This window comes from Herbaspirillum sp. VT-16-41, from assembly GCF_001994935.1.
GTDB classification, from domain to species: Bacteria; Pseudomonadota; Gammaproteobacteria; order Burkholderiales; family Burkholderiaceae_D; genus Herbaspirillum; species Herbaspirillum frisingense.
In genome coordinates this window covers 1-13,880 of the sequence record NZ_MUXB01000095.1, presented here as the reverse complement: position 1 = coordinate 13,880, position 13,880 = coordinate 1, and the positions used below count along the sequence as shown (strand labels likewise).

The 13,880-nt window shown below is 55.9% G+C and carries 14 protein-coding genes; 13 read left to right on the top strand and 1 reads right to left on the bottom strand.

What is annotated here, in order from left to right:
* Positions 1 to 44: 44 nt before the first annotated feature.
* From BTM36_RS28940 to waaA, 13 genes are all read left to right on the top strand, one after another.
* The gene (locus BTM36_RS28940) at positions 45 to 485 is read left to right on the top strand and encodes a hypothetical protein (RefSeq protein WP_077235704.1); all 441 of its coding nucleotides are present in this window, start codon (positions 45 to 47) and stop codon (positions 483 to 485) included.
* Positions 482 to 1,591 carry a DegT/DnrJ/EryC1/StrS aminotransferase family protein gene (locus BTM36_RS06990; RefSeq protein ID WP_077235703.1) on the top strand — a complete coding sequence of 370 codons (1,110 nt, stop codon included), beginning with the start codon at positions 482 to 484 and terminating at the stop codon, positions 1,589 to 1,591. Before BTM36_RS28940 ends, BTM36_RS06990 begins: the two co-directional genes overlap by 4 nt.
* A complete protein-coding gene (locus tag BTM36_RS06985) occupies positions 1,588 to 2,349 on the top strand; it encodes a class I SAM-dependent methyltransferase (protein ID WP_077235702.1) in 762 nt (253 codons plus the stop codon). The genes BTM36_RS06990 and BTM36_RS06985 overlap by 4 nt, the downstream gene beginning before the upstream one ends.
* On the top strand, positions 2,346 to 3,530 hold the full coding sequence (locus BTM36_RS06980; RefSeq protein WP_077235701.1) for a glycosyltransferase family 1 protein: 1,185 nt from the start codon (positions 2,346 to 2,348) through the stop codon (positions 3,528 to 3,530). The genes BTM36_RS06985 and BTM36_RS06980 overlap by 4 nt, the downstream gene beginning before the upstream one ends.
* Before the next feature lie 24 nt (positions 3,531 to 3,554).
* Positions 3,555 to 4,352 (top strand): glycosyltransferase family 2 protein, encoded by a 798-nt coding sequence (locus tag BTM36_RS06975; RefSeq protein WP_077235700.1) that lies wholly within the window; start codon positions 3,555 to 3,557, stop codon positions 4,350 to 4,352.
* The gene (locus BTM36_RS06970) at positions 4,349 to 5,317 is read left to right on the top strand and encodes an SDR family oxidoreductase (protein WP_077235699.1); all 969 of its coding nucleotides are present in this window, start codon (positions 4,349 to 4,351) and stop codon (positions 5,315 to 5,317) included. Before BTM36_RS06975 ends, BTM36_RS06970 begins: the two co-directional genes overlap by 4 nt.
* A gap of 9 nt (positions 5,318 to 5,326) precedes the next feature.
* A complete protein-coding gene (locus tag BTM36_RS06965; RefSeq protein ID WP_077235698.1) occupies positions 5,327 to 5,887 on the top strand; it encodes a sugar transferase in 561 nt (186 codons plus the stop codon).
* A 42-nt stretch (positions 5,888 to 5,929) separates the two neighbouring features.
* Complete coding sequence (locus BTM36_RS06960) at positions 5,930 to 6,727, top strand: Wzz/FepE/Etk N-terminal domain-containing protein (protein WP_077235697.1); 798 nt, start codon at positions 5,930 to 5,932, stop codon at positions 6,725 to 6,727.
* 72 nt (positions 6,728 to 6,799) lie between these two features.
* On the top strand, positions 6,800 to 8,749 hold the full coding sequence (locus BTM36_RS06955) for a nucleoside-diphosphate sugar epimerase/dehydratase (protein WP_254426956.1): 1,950 nt from the start codon (positions 6,800 to 6,802) through the stop codon (positions 8,747 to 8,749).
* A gap of 47 nt (positions 8,750 to 8,796) precedes the next feature.
* Positions 8,797 to 10,173, top strand: a complete 1,377-nt coding sequence (locus tag BTM36_RS06950) for a phosphomannomutase/phosphoglucomutase (protein ID WP_077235696.1) — start codon at positions 8,797 to 8,799, stop codon at positions 10,171 to 10,173.
* Positions 10,174 to 10,230: 57 nt separating this feature from the next.
* Entirely contained in the window at positions 10,231 to 11,208 is a 978-nt protein-coding gene (gene waaC / locus BTM36_RS06945) for a lipopolysaccharide heptosyltransferase I (protein ID WP_077235695.1), read from the top strand.
* 165 nt (positions 11,209 to 11,373) lie between these two features.
* A complete protein-coding gene (locus BTM36_RS06940; protein ID WP_077235694.1) occupies positions 11,374 to 12,243 on the top strand; it encodes a Kdo hydroxylase family protein in 870 nt (289 codons plus the stop codon).
* A 1-nt stretch (position 12,244) separates the two neighbouring features.
* A complete protein-coding gene (gene waaA / locus BTM36_RS06935) occupies positions 12,245 to 13,531 on the top strand; it encodes a lipid IV(A) 3-deoxy-D-manno-octulosonic acid transferase (RefSeq protein ID WP_077235693.1) in 1,287 nt (428 codons plus the stop codon).
* Between the two features lie 134 nt (positions 13,532 to 13,665).
* On the opposite strand, the gene BTM36_RS28935 is transcribed toward waaA, so the two are convergent.
* The coding region (locus tag BTM36_RS28935) for a hypothetical protein (RefSeq protein WP_254426955.1) at positions 13,666 to 13,880 on the bottom strand (215 nt) is incomplete at its 5' end.

The window sequence follows — 13,880 nt, the reverse complement described above, 5'->3', positions numbered from 1 at the left end:
ATTTCCTGCATCTCTAAAATTGTAATAGTTGTTATGGACAGAAAATGATTCAACACATAACCCAGGGTTCGATGACGCTTGCGATTATCATTCGCACGCAGTACCAGAAAGACGGCATCGAATTTTTCACTCCGAATGACTTTTCACAGCAATTGGCTTACATGAAGCGACCGACCGGCTATGTCATCGCTCCACATGTTCACAATCCAGTCAAACGCGAAGTCCAATATACCAAAGAAGTGCTCTTCATTAAGTCGGGCAAGCTGAGGGTAGATTTCTATAACGAAGCTCAGGAGTACCTTGAAAGTACAGAGCTTCATGCTGGCGACGTCATCCTCTTGGCCTATGGAGGCCATGGCTTCTCTGTCATCGAAGAAGCGGAGATCATTGAGGTCAAGCAGGGGCCGTATGCGGGAGAGCAGGACAAGACCCGGTTTTCTCCGATTGAACAAGATCAGATCAAATGGATTGAGGAGCAGCAATGATCCCCGTTAACGAACCGTTGCTTGATGGTAATGAGAAGAAGTACCTCGCGGAATGCATAGAGACAGGATGGATATCGTCGGAGGGGCCGTTCATTAAGCAGTTTGAGGAGCAATTCGCATCCAGAATGGGGCGAAAGTTCGGCATTGCCGTATGCAACGGCACAGCTGCCCTGGAACTGGCCGTCGAGGCATTGGACCTGCAGCCAGGAGATGAGGTCATCCTTCCGACATTTACCATCATTTCTTGCATCGGCCAGATAGTCCGCCGCGGGGCTGTACCAGTGCTGGTCGATAGCGATCCGGATACCTGGAATATGCAAATTGATCAAGTGCGAGCGAAAGTTGGCCCTCGTACGAAGGCGTTGATGATCGTACATATCTACGGATTGCCTGCCGACGTGGGCCCGCTTCTGGATCTGGCCCGCCAGAATGGACTGCAGGTCATTGAGGATGCTGCCGAGATGCATGGCCAAACCTACCGGGGCAAGCCCTGCGGTAGTTTCGGCGATATTAGCGTATTCAGCTTCTATCCCAATAAGCATATTACTACCGGCGAAGGGGGAATGCTGCTCACCGATGACGAGGAGACGGCCAAGCAACTACGGTCCTTGCGCAATCTTTGTTTCGAACCACCACGTCGTTTCGTACATGAGCGCCTCGGCTGGAACATGCGTATGACCAACATGCAAGCAGCTTTGGGTGTGGCGCAGTTGGAACGTCTCGACGAGTTCGTCGCCCGCAAGCGACGTATGGGGGCGATTTATACCCGATTGCTATCCGATGTGCCTGGAATTCAGTTACCACTTGCGCGAACCGAGTACGCGGAGAATATCTATTGGGTATTTGGCTTGGTATTGAACGACAATGTCGATTTTGATGCCGTCGAGGCCATGCGAAGGCTGTCCGAGAAGGGGGTGGGGTGCCGTCCCTTCTTCTATCCCATGCATCGGCAGCCGGTACTGCGGAATTTGGGTTTGTTCAAGGACGAACGCTACCCAGTCGCGGAGCGCATTGGCGAACGCGGATTCTATATCCCCAGCGGCATGGCTTTGAATGAAGCTCAGATGACAGAAGTCGCCGAGAAAGTTAAGGAGATTCTGCGATGAGTGTTTTCGGTGCTTACGCTCGTTATTACGACTTACTTTATCGCGACAAGGACTATGCGGCGGAGGTGGAGTTTATCGCCTCCCTGTTGCAGCAGTACGCTCCTTCAGGCTCCCGCATTCTCGAATTAGGCTGTGGTACGGGAATCCACGCCGAACGACTGGCGCTACGAGGTTACTCGATTCACGGGATTGATTTGAGCGAGGAGATGCTGGCTACCGCGAGGCACCGTACTGAAAGCTTGCCGGTCAGCGAGCGGCTCACATTCGATGTGGGTAATGTGCGGACCTACAAAGCGGGCCATACATTTGACATCGTACTGTCTTTGTTCCACGTCGTCAGTTACCAAGCGAGCAATGACGAGTTGCGGGCTATGTTCCAGAATGCGGCCGAACATCTCGAAGCGGGTGGTGTTTTCATTTTCGATTTCTGGCACGGTCCGGCGGTATTGACCGAGCGGCCGTCAGTACGCGTCAAACGGATGGAATCTGAGGAGATTGTCGTGACGCGGGTGGCTTCGCCCACGATCGACTTGATCGCCAATCAAGTCGACGTACATTACGACATTTTTATCCGTGACAAGAAGACGGCGCAGGTAGAGGAACTCAGCGAGACGCATCGCATGCGTTATCTCTTTTTGACTGAGATTGAGATGCTCGCGCGGGATGCTGGTCTGAAATTCGTATCTTCGTTCGAATGGATGACATCCAAAGCGGCATCTGAAAAGTCCTGGGGTGTTTGTGCGGTGCTGACCAAATGAAATCTGTGGGTGTTTTTCTGGGCATATCTCCTTCCTCGGGAGGTATGTTTCAATATGCGCAGTCCCTGCTTGAGGCCTTGAGGCAATATGCCGCGTCTGGCGCGAGGGTTGAGATAGCTTATGTGGAGGCTCTGTGGGAGCCGATCCTGGCTAAGTATCCGTACCGCGCTTCTCGGGTGGCGGCTGGACAGGCTGGCCTCCGGCTGTCCACTCTGCTGCTTGTTGCGAGAGTGCCTGCCTGGCTTTGCAAAAAGCTGTCATCACTCAATCCCGTTACGCGTGTCTTGCGGTCGCTGCACTGCGATATGTGGATTTTTCCGGCACAGGATGCGCTGACTTATCAGATTCCCTTCCCCGCAATTGGAACGGTTCATGATCTTATGCACCGCTATGAATCGCGTTTTCCTGAAGTGTCGGAAAGTGGCCGTTTCAAGATTCGTGAGCACCGCTTCGGCAATCTGGTAAGACATGCCAGCGCGGTGCTGGTCGATTCCCAGTTGGGGAAGGAGCACGTCATCGAGTCTTATGGTGGCGATGCCGAGAAGATTTTCGTGCTGCCCTACATCGCACCGGCTTACATTACTTTGCCTGAACCCACCGATTTCGATCAGAAATACCGATTGCCGTCCAAGTTTCTTTTCTATCCAGCCCAGTTTTGGGAACACAAGAACCATCGGCGATTGCTTGATGCTGCCGCACGGGTCGCGACAAGACATGCTGATGTACACCTAGTCTTCGCTGGCGGTCACGGACATCAATATGAACAGGTGAAAGCTCACGCTAAAACACTGGGAATAGCCGAGCGCGTAATGTTTCCCGGTTTCGTGCCGGACGCCTATTTATCCGGCTTCTATCGGCGTGCACGGGCGCTGGTAATGCCGACCTTTTTTGGCCCGACGAATATCCCGCCGCTCGAAGCATTCGCGTGTGGATGTCCCGCGGCAGTGTCAAATATCTATGCCATGCCCGAACAGGCGAAGGGCGCGGCTCTGTTGTTTGACCCACTGTCTAGCGATGATATCGAAAGAACGATTGAGTTGCTGTGGGCCGACGATCAACTATGTGAGCAATTACGTGTTGCCGGACTGGATCACGCGAAGGTCTGGGGGCAGGATCAATTCGCGCACGTTCTTATAAAAAATCTAGACGCCACGCGACGCGATTTGTTAATGCTGAATTGATCCAACGTTGCGAAAAAAATCATCATGTCTTACGCCAAGTTCAAACCTAAGTTTTCGATCATTACGGTGGTGTTCAACAACGAGAACACGATCACAGATACTATCCGCTCCGTAGCCGCACAGACCTATGGTGAAGTGGAGTACATCATCGTCGACGGCAAGTCGACGGATAAGACCTTACAACGAATTACCGAGCACCGGTCTGATATTACTCAGCTAGTTTCGGAGCCCGACAAGGGTATCTACGATGCAATGAACAAGGGCATTGCGTTGGCAAACGGCGATGTCATCGGTTTTATCAATGCGGATGATATGTATGCGCACCATGAAGTATTGCAGAAAGTCGCTGATGCTTTCGAGCAAAATGAGCTGGACGCGGTCTACGGTGATTTGTGCTATGTGAGCTCCGAAGACACCGCTTCCATCGTTCGATATTGGCGTTCGTCTCCATTTCGCAGAGGCATGTTTTCCTTTGGGTGGTGCCCGCCTCACCCAACCTTCTTCGTCAAGAAGGCGGTCTATCAACGTTATGGATGTTTCGACCTCGACTATCGTATCGCTGCGGATGTTGAGCTCATGATGAGGTTTCTGGAGAAATATTCGATTAGTGCCAAGTATATCGAAGGCGTTATGGTGAAGATGAGGATGGGTGGCACGACCAACAAGAATCTTGCCAATGTCCTTAAGCAGAATCGTGAGATTCTCAATGCCTTGCGACAGCATGGGCTTCCGTCCAATCTGTTGCTGTTCGCGGCGCGCAAGTTGGTGTCCCGGGCAAAGCAATTCATCACACGTCCGGCTCAAGTCGCGGTGGAGCGATGAAGCGGATCGCAATCACGGGGGCAAATGGATTCGTCGGTAAAGCATTGTGCCGGCGACTGAAGGAGGAAGGGAATTTCGTCAGGGCCATTATCCGCGCCAGCAATGGCTTGAGCAGAGGTGATGTTGACGAATTGTGTGTGATTGGCGATATCGATGCTCCAGTTGAATGGTCGGCTCTCTTATCTGGTGTCGATGTTGTGATTCACCTTGCGGCCCGGGCGCATATCTTGAAAGAGTGCTCTGATGATCCGTTAAGTGCATTTCGTGCCGTCAATACAGATGCTACGCTGCGGTTGGGAGATGCCGCTCAAAGCGTCGGAGTAAAACGTTTTGTCTTTCTCAGTTCGATTGGAGTAAACGGAACCTCTACCTTGGGTCGTTCATTCAGCGAGCTCGATACACCGTCGCCTGCCAGCGATTACGCTATTTCAAAATGGGAAGCGGAGCAGGGACTGTTTCAACTCTGCAGCATGGGTGGTATGGAGCTCGTCGTTATCAGACCTCCATTGATTTACGGCCCTGGCGCGCCAGGGAACTTTCGTGTGATGCTGGATTGGCTGAATAAGGGTATTCCCTTGCCGCTGGGCGCTGTGCATAACAAGCGCTCATTGGTGGGGATCACCAATCTTGCAGATCTCATCACTGTCTGCATCAGTCATGCCGATGCCGCCGGCCAAGTTTTCCTGGCGGGTGACGGGCAGGATGTATCGACGAGCGAATTGTTGCGACTCCTGGGCGCTGCCATCGGTAAGCCCGCCCGACTCGTCCCCTTGCCCGCCAGCATGTTGCAGTTCGGCGCTAGGATGCTGGGCAAGAGCGATCTTTCAACACGACTGCTGTCCTCCTTACAGGTGGATATCAGCAAGGCTAAGACGCTATTGAATTGGCACCCTCCGGTTGGTTTGGAAGCAGGTCTGCGAGATACGGCTGCGGCCTATATGCAACTGAATGAAGCAAGCTCGTGAGCTTAAAGAATGAAACGACTTTTTGATCTTTGCCTAGCGACCATTGTCGGAGTGCCTTTGTTGCTCCCACTAATGGTTATCGCGATATTGGTCCGCCTGACTTCGCCTGGTCCCATCCTCTATTGGTCTGACAGGATTGGGCGGCGCAATAGGGTTTTCAGAATGCCCAAGTTTCGTAGCATGAAAATTGGCACACCCGCTGTCGCCACGCATTTGCTGGCGGATCCGGATTCCCATCTGACGCCAATAGGTTCCTTGCTGCGACGTAGCAGCCTCGATGAGTTGCCGCAGTTATGGAGTATTTTTCGAGGAGAGATGAGTTTCGTTGGTCCGCGCCCGGCGTTGTTCAATCAACACGATCTGATTCAGAAGAGATCAGAATACGGTGTAGATCAGCTGCTGCCCGGTCTGACTGGATGGGCACAGGTCAACGGGCGTGATGATTTGCCGATTCCAGAGAAGGTTCGTTTGGATACCGAGTATTTAGAAAGGCGGTCGTTTATGTTTGATTTGTACATCATATTTTTGACCGCCATCAAGGTAGTACGACGTGATGGTGTAGCCCACTGACGCTTTCTGGAACGAATTTCTTCAGGATGTAAGGATATAAACATGGTCGAAATGGTAAAGAAGCAAGATGATGAGATCCGTCTAGTGGATATCATCCAGTTCGTAAAAGATGGATGGAAGATCATCGGTGCAGCCATCATTCTCGGCGCGGTTGGAGCCTATGGCATCGCTGTTCTAATGCCTCCAAAATACGAGGCTAGCGTCTTGATTGAAATGGGGCAGGTTACCAGCACCGATGGTCGGGTCAACAGCGTCGAGTTGCCCGCACTGGTTATCGAGCGGTTACGCCAGCCCTCCGCCTACTCCGGGGAGATCGCGGCCAAATGTGGCCTGCTGGATAATCCGGACGCGAAAGAAAAGCTCGCAGCAATCGTATCGGCTAAAGCCCCTAAGTCACTGACGAATGTGGTGGATATTTCGATAAGAAGGCCCACTCAGGAAGTCGCCAAATCCTGCGCTGAAGCTCTTTTTGCGATGGTTCATGCGCAGCAGGACCTGCTGGCTCAACCCTTTGATGCCGACCTCAAGAGCAAGCTCGGAAAGATGCGTAAGGATCTGCAGGACACCAAGGAATTTATGGCGAAAATGGAGAGTACGGGCCTGTATCAGACCGTCTATCTTTCCTATCGCGATAATCTGGTCAAGTTGTCCGACGAAATCGCGAGGCTTGAAAGCGGTCTTCTAAGGAGCCATGACGCTAAGCTTGTTTCTCCAGTGTCGGTGACATCACGACCTGTTGAGCCGAGAAAGCCTTTGTTCCTCTTCATAGGGTTGGCCATCGGCGGCATCGTTGGTGTGATGGCAGTGTGGGGCCGCAAAGCCTTACTCAAGGTGAAATAGAACGTTAAGCATCCATTTGTCGGCGAGTATCCTGCCCGCAGATTCCGTTAATAATCCCAGAGTTTGTTTCATATGCAGAGTCACGTCATCCGCCTGCCCAAGAACATCAAGCAGGGAATCGTCATCGCGGCTGATATTGTGATGTCGGTGTTAGCCACCTGGTTAGCGTTTTCTCTCCGACTGGACACTTGGCACTGGCCTCAGGGGTACCAGTGGCATGCGTATCAGATTGCACCGTTATTGGCGTTTCCCATTTTTGTCAGGCAAGGTTTCTATCGAGCAATTTTCCGTTTTACCGGGATGGCCGCTCTGTTTGCGCTGGCCCGCGGTATTTTTACCTACGGATTGTGTTTTTTCTGCGTGCTGCTCTGGCTGAATTTCCCCGGAGTGCCACGTTCGGTCGGCCTCCTGCAGCCGCTTCTGCTGCTCTTCCTTATCGGTGCGAGCCGTGTTGCTGCGCGGCTCTGGCTAAACCGTATCAGCCCTGAGCGGCACGATGATCACTCCCGAATCGTGATTTATGGTGCTGGTGATGCCGGAGCGCAAGTGGCAGTTGCCCTTCAGCAAAAAAAGCCGCGCGCCATCGTCGCTTTTTTGGATGACGACCCACAGCTTGAGGGCAAGACCATCAATGGCAAGCGTGTCTATCTTCCGGGCGACTTGGAAGATCTCATTGCTTCCTACGGCGTCACAGATGTGCTATTGGCCTTGCCTGCCATCGGCCGGGATCGGCGAAACCAAATCCTCGCCAACCTTCGGCGATTCCAAGTACACGTGCGATCTCTGCCTGACCTTACCGACATCGTCCATGGCCGCCTCACCGTTTCCGATATCAGGGAGCTGGACATCGCCGATTTACTCGGCCGTGATCCGGTTCCACCGAATTGGACGTTGATTAGCCGAAATATTACCGAGAAGGTGGTTTTGGTTACCGGGGCTGGTGGCAGCATTGGCAGCGAACTTTGTCGACAGGTTCTTGACGCAAGACCTAGCTGCCTGCTGTTGCTGGACCATAATGAGTTCAGCTTGTATGCAATTCATGAAGAGTTACTGAAGCGAGCCAAGCTTCATAGCTTCAATGTAGAGCTAGTTCCTCTTCTCGGAAACGTGAGGGACTACGCGCGTATGAAAGAGATTTGCAGAACTTGGCACCCGCGTACCCTCTATCACGCGGCCGCCTATAAGCATGTTCCGATGGTCGAGCATAATCCGGTCGAAGGAATACGTAACAATGTATGGGGTACTTATCAACTGGCGCGCGCTGCAGTAGAGGAGGCGGTGGCCGATTTTGTTTTGATTAGTACAGACAAGGCGGTCAGGCCAACCAATATCATGGGGGCAAGTAAAAGGCTGGCAGAGATGACTCTGCAGGCTCTATCGGCGTGTCCACAGCCTTTTTTTCAGATCGGTCAGCAAGATAGTGCCGGCCAAATCAATCGTACGCGATTCTCCATGGTTCGTTTTGGGAACGTCCTGGGATCGTCGGGATCTGTGGTTCCATTGTTCCGTCAGCAAATCAGGGATGGTGGTCCTGTCACAGTGACAGATCCGGAAGTCACTCGTTATTTCATGACGATTCCCGAAGCAGCTCAATTGGTCGTACAGGCAGCAGCAATGGCCGAAGGCGGCGAGGTGTTTGTTCTGGATATGGGCGAGCCCGTGAAAATCATGGATTTGGCACGCCGGGTCATCGAGTTATCCGGAATGACGGTCAAAGAGAAGCCGGGTGACATTCCAGGCGATATCGAGATTCAGATTACTGGATTGCGGCCCGGTGAAAAGCTTTATGAAGAATTGCTGATTGGAGAAAGCACTCAGCAGACCGTGCATCCTCGAATCATGAAGGCCCACGAGGACTTCCTGGCCTGGGATGAACTGCAAGCCTCACTGCTTAAATTGTTCGATGCCGCCAATTTCAATGAGGTGAGCGAGATTCGTCGTATTCTCAGTTCATTGGTTTCAGGATATGAGTGTTCCACCGAGATCGTTGATTGGGTACATTTGGCCGCAGCACAAGAATAGTTCCACTTTCCCCTTCACTAATTTTACTGACCGGTAGCCAAGACATAATGAGCCCTCTATCCCATTCCATCTTCAAAGCCTACGACATCCGCGGCATCATCGACAAAACCCTGGACGACCAGGTCGCCTATCAGATCGGTCAGGCCTTCGGCGCCGCCGCGCTGGCCAAGGGGCAGAAGAAGGTCGTGATCGGCCGTGACGGTCGTTTGTCCGGTCCTGCACTGGCCGCTGCGCTGGCCAAGGGCCTGCAGTCGGTGGGTGTGAACGTGATCGATCTGGGCATGGTCGCCACCCCGATGGTCTATTTCGGTACCCATGTGCTGGATACGCAATCGGGCATCATGGTCACGGGCAGCCACAACCCGCCCGACTACAACGGTTTCAAGATGGTGCTGGCCGGCGAGGCCATCCATGGCGAGACCATTCAGGGTCTCTATCACGCCATCGTCAAGGGTGATTTCCCGCAAGGCGCCGGCAGCTACAGCACCCACGACATCAAGGATGCCTACATCGCCCGCATGATCTCGGACGTCAAGCTGGCGCGCCCGCTGAAGATTGCCGTCGATTGCGGCAACGGCGTGGCTGGCGCTTTCGCCGGCGAGCTTTACCGTGCACTCGGTTGCGAAGTGACTGAATTGTTCTGTGAGGTCGATGGCAACTTCCCCAATCACCACCCCGATCCGGCGCACCCGGAAAACCTGCAGGATCTCATCCGTTGCCTGCAGGAAACCGATAATGAGCTCGGCCTGGCCTTCGATGGAGACGGCGACCGCCTGGGACTGGTGACCAAGGATGGTCAGATCATCTACCCGGATCGTCAGCTGATGCTCTTCGCTGAGGACGTGCTGACCCGCAATCCGGGCAAGCAGATCCTCTATGACGTCAAGTGCACCCGTCATCTGGCACCCTGGATCAGCGCGCGCGGCGGTCAGCCGTTGATGTGGAAGACCGGTCACTCGCTGGTCAAGGCCAAGTTGCGTGAAACGGGCGCGCCCCTGGGCGGCGAGATGAGCGGTCACATCTTCTTCAAGGACCGCTGGTTCGGTTTCGACGACGGTCTCTATGCCGGCGTGCGGATGCTGGAACTGATGGCGCGCCAGAGCGACCCGTCGGCCGTTCTCAATGCGTTGCCCCAGTCGGTCAGCACCCCGGAACTGCAGCTGAAGCTGCAGGAAGGCGAGAATGTGGCCTTGATCGGCAAGCTGCAAAGCGATGCCAAGTTCGAAGGCGCCCAGGACATCATCACCATCGACGGTCTGCGCGTGGAATATGCCGATGGCTTCGGTCTGGCACGCTCTTCCAATACCACGCCAGTAGTGGTGCTGCGCTTCGAGGCAGAGACCGCGGAAGCACTGGCGCGCATCCAGGGTGAGTTCCGCAAGGTCATCCTGGCGGCTCGTCCCGACGTCGCGCTGCCGTTCTGACGGCCTGATGAGGTAAGATGCTGGCCCACAGTTAAGTTCAGTCAGAGTGGGCCAGCCTTGAAAATCCTAATCGTCCGCGTTTCCTCCCTGGGAGACGTCGTCCACAACATGCCGATGGTCGCGGACATCCGTCGTCATTTCCCCGCCGCACAGATCGACTGGGTCGTGGAAGAGGCCTATACGAGTCTCGTCCGCCTCAATCCTCATGTCCACACTGTGATTCCGATCGCCTTGCGTCGCTGGCGCAAGACCTTGTTCTCTGCCGCCACCCGCGCCGAGATCGCGGCTTTCCGGCGCCAGTTGCAGGCCGAGCGCTACGATGTGGTCTTTGATACCCAGGGCCTGCTCAAGACCAGCGTAGTCATGCGCATGGCGCGACTGGCCGATCATGGGCGCCGGGTGGGCCTGGCCAATGCTACCGAGGGCTCGGGCTACGAGCCGCTTTCCCGGATCTTCCACGACCAGAGTATCGCAGTCGGTCGGCGCACCCACGCCGTCATGCGGGCGCGCCTGGTGGCTGCCGGTGCATTGGGCTATCAGGTCGAGGGTGAGCCCGATTTCGCCCTGCAGGCGCCCCAACCGTCACGCTGGCCCTGGATGCCCGAAACCCCATATGCCGTCTTCTTCCACGGCACCGCACGTGCAGCCAAGCAATGGCCGCCGGCGCAATGGATCAGGCTGGGGCAGGACCTGGCAGCTCGCGGCCTGCCGGTGTTGCTGCCTTGGGGTAGCACCCGGGAACAGGCGGCTGCGCAGCAACTGGCAGCGGGCATCCCGGGTGCCGTCGTATTGCCGGCGCTGCCGCTGATGCAGGCGGTGTCGCTGGTGCAGCAGGCCAGGCTGGTGATCGGCCTGGATACCGGTCTGACCCACATTGCTGCCGCGTATGGCAAGCCCACAGTTGAGCTTTACTGCGATTCCCCGCGTTGGAAAACCGAAGGCAACTGGTCGCCTCACATCGTCAACCTGGGTGATCTGGGCGCGCCACCGGCCGAGGAGGCCGTACTGTCCGCCGCGCTGGGTTTGCTGGACTGAGGGCTGCCGCCCGGTCAGGGCATCGACCCGGATCATTGAAACAGATCAAAACCCGGCGGCAAACTGTTGAACCGGATCGTAGGGCCGCTTGCGGCGGGGTTTTGCGGCCTGCTGACGCGCCTGCATCGCCACACGGCGTTGACGCTTGCGGGCATAATACGCGCCATGGAATCGCAAATTATCGAGATCGGCCTGACCGAATGGCGGGTCGACAACACCAATCAGGAATGGATCACCGCGCTGGAAGCCGGCAAGGTGCTGTATTTCCCGCACTTGGCCTTCCAGTTGATGCAATCCGAGCAGGTGCTGCTTGATCCGGCCGTGCGTGCCCCGAAGTCCCGCAATATCAGCCTGGACGCGCGGGGGCATATCAAGGGCGCCGCCGGTGGTACGGAGCAACAACTGGCGTTGGCGGCGATGGTGGGACGCTTTCGCGAGCAGGCTCTGTCTTTGGTGCATACGCTCTTGCCCAAGTATCGTGACGCCCTGCGCGTAGCACCTACCAGCTATCGACCGATGCAGGTGGAAACCCGTGCCCAGTCCTGGCGTGCTGACGACCGCCGCATGCACGTCGACGCTTTCCCGTCGCGGCCGAACTATGGCGAACGTATCCTGCGCGTCTTTACCAATATCAACCCGGAAGGCGTGCCGCGTGTCTGGCGCGTGGGCGAGCCTTTTGAAACGGTGGCCAGGCGCTTTCTGCCTCGTGCCAAGCCTTATGTTGCCTGGCAGGCGAAATTATTGAAGGCCTTGCGCGTGACGAAGTCCTTGCGCAGCGAGTACGACCACATGATGCTTCAGCTGCACGACGGCATGAAGGGCGACATGCAATACCAGCAGGATGCCCAGCAGGTAACCATGCCCTTCGCCGCAGGCTCGGTCTGGATCTGCTTTTCGGATCAGGCATCTCACGCAGTCATGTCGGGGCAATACATGATGGAGCAGACCCTGCACCTGGCACCGGAACAGCAATACGATCCGCAATCCAGCCCTCTGGCCATCCTGACGCGCCTGGCCGGCCATCCTTTGGTCTGAGATGCGGTTGCTGTATTCCCTGATCTGGTGGCTGCTGCTGCCGCTGGTGCTGCTGCGCCTCTGGTGGCGTGGCCGCAAGGAGCCCGGTTACCGGGCCCATGTGAGCGAGCGTCTCGGCTTTTATGCGCGCCTGCCTGATCCGCAGGCGCGTTTCATCTGGGTGCACGCGGTGTCGGTCGGCGAGACCCGCGCTGCAGAGCCGCTTATCGATTCTCTGTTGCAGCAATATCCCCAGCATTCCATCCTGCTGACCTGCATGACGGCCACCGGTCGCGCTACCGGCGCCCAGGTCTACGGCAAGCATGGCGGGCGTGTCCTGCAAAGCTTCCTGCCGTATGACATTGGATGGATGTGCGCCCGGTTTCTACGACATTTTCGACCAGCTGTCTGTGTGCTGATGGAAACCGAGGTCTGGCCCAGCCTGATCGCCCAATGCCGTCGTTACCACGTTCCCGTGATGCTGGCCAATGCCCGTCTGTCGGAGCGTTCGTTGCGGCGTGGGTTGCGTTTTGCCGCCTTGTTGAAGCCGGCAGCTGAGGCCATCAGTGTAGTCGCGGCGCAATCGGACGCGGATGCGCAGCGTCTGCGCGCCTTCGGAGCGCGTCAGGTCGTCGTGACGGGGAGCCTCAAGTTCGACGTTGAGCCACCTGATGCCGTGGTTGCCCGGGGCCTGGAGTGGAAAGCCCAGGTCGGACTGCGCAAGGTACTGTTATGCGCCAGTACCCGGGAAGGCGAAGAAGCCCTGATCCTTGACGCGTTGGCTCGCGAAGGACGGGGTGACTGGCTGACGGTCATCGTGCCCCGTCACCCTCAGCGATTCGATCAGGTCGCCGACATGATCAGTGCCCGTGGCCTGCGCCTGCAGCGGCGGTCCACACTGCAGCAGGACATCCGCTTGCAGGATGTGGATGTACTGCTGGGTGATTCCATGGGGGAGATGTTTGCCTACTATGCGCTTTGTGATGTCGCATTCATCGGTGGCAGCCTCTTGCCGCTCGGTGGGCAGAACCTGATCGAGGCGCTGGCCTTGGGTAGGCCGGTGTTGATCGGCCCGCACACTTTCAATTTTCAGCGCATTACCGAGGATGCCATTGCCGAGCACGCAGCAGCGCGCGTAGAGAATGCAGATGCATTGCTGCGTCAGTGGAAAGAACTCGTGTCCGACCACACGCGTATGGATCAAAGGTCGCATTCCGCAAAGGAATTTGCGCAGCGTCACCAGGGCGCAACTGGCCGGACGCTTTCCCTGCTGGACGGGTTGCTGAAAGATGGTCAGGCGCGGCGATAGGCGTCGACCGTTTTCTGGAATGCGGCGTCGACTGTCGTTCTGGGCGTCCAGCCCAGCAGATCGCGGTTCTTGCTGATGTCGACCTGCAGGGAGCCGCAAAGACGTCGCGCGATTTCAAGTTTGCCTGTGGATGGCTACCCGCCCAGAGCGGGGCCGATGCGGCTCAACATATGACGTGTGGAGAGCTCTTCGCCATCTGATTCAACGTCAAATACGTCGCCTTGGCAAATTATTTTCGAATATTTTTCAAAAAGTGCTTGCGTGGTGTGGAGGGGCGTTGCTATAGTTCGCCCCCTGCTGACGCGACACACGAAGCGAAGTTGAAAAACAGAGCGACGAAGGTGGGCGA

What these genes read in the sequence shown, in the direction of transcription:
- BTM36_RS06960 (WP_077235697.1), top strand. Translation starts at nt 5,930, where the DNA reads ATGGTCGAAATGGTAAAGAAGCAAGATGATGAGATCCGTCTAGTGGAT.
- BTM36_RS06940 (WP_077235694.1), top strand. Translation starts at nt 11,374, where the DNA reads ATGGAATCGCAAATTATCGAGATCGGCCTGACCGAATGGCGGGTCGAC.
- BTM36_RS06970 (WP_077235699.1), top strand. Translation starts at nt 4,349, where the DNA reads ATGAAGCGGATCGCAATCACGGGGGCAAATGGATTCGTCGGTAAAGCA.
- BTM36_RS28940 (WP_077235704.1), top strand. Translation starts at nt 45, where the DNA reads ATGATTCAACACATAACCCAGGGTTCGATGACGCTTGCGATTATCATT.
- BTM36_RS06990 (WP_077235703.1), top strand. Translation starts at nt 482, where the DNA reads ATGATCCCCGTTAACGAACCGTTGCTTGATGGTAATGAGAAGAAGTAC.
- BTM36_RS06985 (WP_077235702.1), top strand. Translation starts at nt 1,588, where the DNA reads ATGAGTGTTTTCGGTGCTTACGCTCGTTATTACGACTTACTTTATCGC.
- BTM36_RS06965 (WP_077235698.1), top strand. Translation starts at nt 5,327, where the DNA reads ATGAAACGACTTTTTGATCTTTGCCTAGCGACCATTGTCGGAGTGCCT.
- waaA (WP_077235693.1), top strand. Translation starts at nt 12,245, where the DNA reads ATGCGGTTGCTGTATTCCCTGATCTGGTGGCTGCTGCTGCCGCTGGTG.
- BTM36_RS06950 (WP_077235696.1), top strand. Translation starts at nt 8,797, where the DNA reads ATGAGCCCTCTATCCCATTCCATCTTCAAAGCCTACGACATCCGCGGC.
- BTM36_RS06955 (WP_254426956.1), top strand. Translation starts at nt 6,800, where the DNA reads ATGCAGAGTCACGTCATCCGCCTGCCCAAGAACATCAAGCAGGGAATC.
- BTM36_RS06975 (WP_077235700.1), top strand. Translation starts at nt 3,555, where the DNA reads ATGTCTTACGCCAAGTTCAAACCTAAGTTTTCGATCATTACGGTGGTG.
- BTM36_RS06980 (WP_077235701.1), top strand. Translation starts at nt 2,346, where the DNA reads ATGAAATCTGTGGGTGTTTTTCTGGGCATATCTCCTTCCTCGGGAGGT.